The following is a 1,860-nucleotide window of genomic DNA, read 5'->3' on the forward strand; positions in this document are numbered from 1 at the left end:
GCGTCTTTTGCGTCCAACCTACCCTCTTTGAAGGCTTTAACCCATGTATAGATAGTACTATCAGGAAGCCCCAGTTCCGTTGCGGCTTTGTGTCCACCAATCTCCTGAGCCAATTTTACAGCCTGTGATTTAAATTCTTGGTCATAAGTTTTTATAATTCGTTTTGCCATCTTATTTCTCCTATTCTCTATCAATTATATATCACAATCCTTGAGAATAGGGTGTCAATTTTTATTGTACAACATCACTGTTTATTTCAGATTGTCTGAATATCTGCGATCCTGTGCTGGTTTTTGACCGATTTATGGAGGAAATCGACTTGGAGAAATACCTGAGCAATGTTCCAACGCACGTTACCGGACGTATCAGGTACAACCCGACCAGCATGTTGAAAACAATCTTATTCGGATTTATGACTAATGGATATATCTCGCTCCGCGAACTCGAAGATTGCTGTAAAGTCAATCTTCGCTTTATGTATCTTATGGATCATGAGACACCATCTTACCGCACTTTCGGATATTTTATCGAAAATATGCTCAAACCATCCGTTGAGGAATTGTTCAGCGATATCAACAAGAAAATCTTTGCCAAAGATCATGTAGATTTGAGCCATCTGTATATCGACGGTTCGAAATTTGAGGCAAATGCCAATAAATACAGCTGGGTATGGAAGAAAGCGACGGAAAAATCCAGATATAGACTTTTTGAAAAAATCACGGGGCTACTCGATGAAATCAACAATGACCTTGCCAGCTTCGGCATCAAAATTGATACGAATTCCGAATACGTTCCTGCATACCTGAGTGAAGTAACGGAACGATATGCCAAAATCTATGAACTGGATGAAACAAAATTTGTTCATGGAAAAGGGCATCGAAAAACACCGCAGCAGCGCTATTATGAACGCCTGCAGCAATATACAGCGAAACTTGAAGAATATGTTGAAAAGATAACCGTTTGTGGTCCAGAACGGAACAGTTATTCCAAGACAGACCATGCAGCCACATTCATGCGGCTCAAAACCGATTATATGGGCAACGACCAGCTCTTACCAGCCTACAATGTTCAATTTGGCATTGCAGATGAATACATAGCCGTAGCTGATGTAAATCAATACCGTTCAGACATGGATTGTTTCGTTCCCTTACTGGAGAAATTTCATGATACCTACGGGTTTTATCCAAAGTATCCCGTTGCTGATGCAGGATATGGTTCATACAATAATTATATTTACTGCGAGCAACACGGAATGGAAAAGTACATGAAATTCACTATGTACAAGAAAGAAACTACTGACGCGAAGTATCGAGATAATCCGTTTCGAGCCGTGAATTTCAAGATTGATGAAAAAGGCACACTGCGTTGTCCGGCCGGACAGGCCTTTCATCTTCAATACAGACGAAATGTAAAAGGGAATCGATATGGGCGTCAGGAAGAAGTCTACCAGTGCGAAAATTGCATGGATTGTCCATATGCCTCCGCGTGTAAAAAGACCGATAAAAACAGGACGATTCGTCTTAACCAGGAACTAACCTCCATGCATCAAGAAGTTGTGAATAACCTGGAAAGCATTCAAGGAGCTCTTCTTCGTATGAATCGTTCCATTCAATCCGAAGGTACTTTTGGGATCATGAAAAATAACCGCTGGTACAAAAGAATCGTTCGAAAAGGCATGGAACAAGTACGTTTAGAGATTTTCCTGGTTTCTATCGGGCATAATCTTTATAAATACCACAATAAAAGACTACGTTTGAAGAAAGCCGCATAAACTCTAGAAAAGCAGTTTTTATGGGGAAAGGGGTTTTATGCCTATTTTGCAGTAATTTCCTGCTTATTACCTCAAGATGCAAATAAAAA

General features: G+C 40.2%; 2 protein-coding genes. One reads left to right on the forward strand and one right to left on the reverse strand.

The window, feature by feature from the left end:
• A partial coding sequence (locus tag AB840_RS18400; RefSeq protein ID WP_048515559.1) for a transposase occupies window positions 1-170 on the reverse strand: 170 nt, incomplete at its 3' end.
• A 113-nt stretch (window positions 171-283) separates the two neighbouring features.
• On the opposite strand from AB840_RS18400, the gene AB840_RS15175 reads away from it, so the two are divergent.
• Window positions 284-1,771 carry a transposase gene (locus tag AB840_RS15175; RefSeq protein WP_269079283.1) on the forward strand — a complete coding sequence of 496 codons (1,488 nt, stop codon included), beginning with the start codon at window positions 284-286 and terminating at the stop codon, window positions 1,769-1,771.
• Window positions 1,772-1,860 lie beyond the last annotated feature (89 nt).

Source organism: Megasphaera cerevisiae DSM 20462 (genome assembly GCF_001045675.1).
Taxonomy (GTDB): domain Bacteria; phylum Bacillota; class Negativicutes; order Veillonellales; family Megasphaeraceae; genus Megasphaera; species Megasphaera cerevisiae.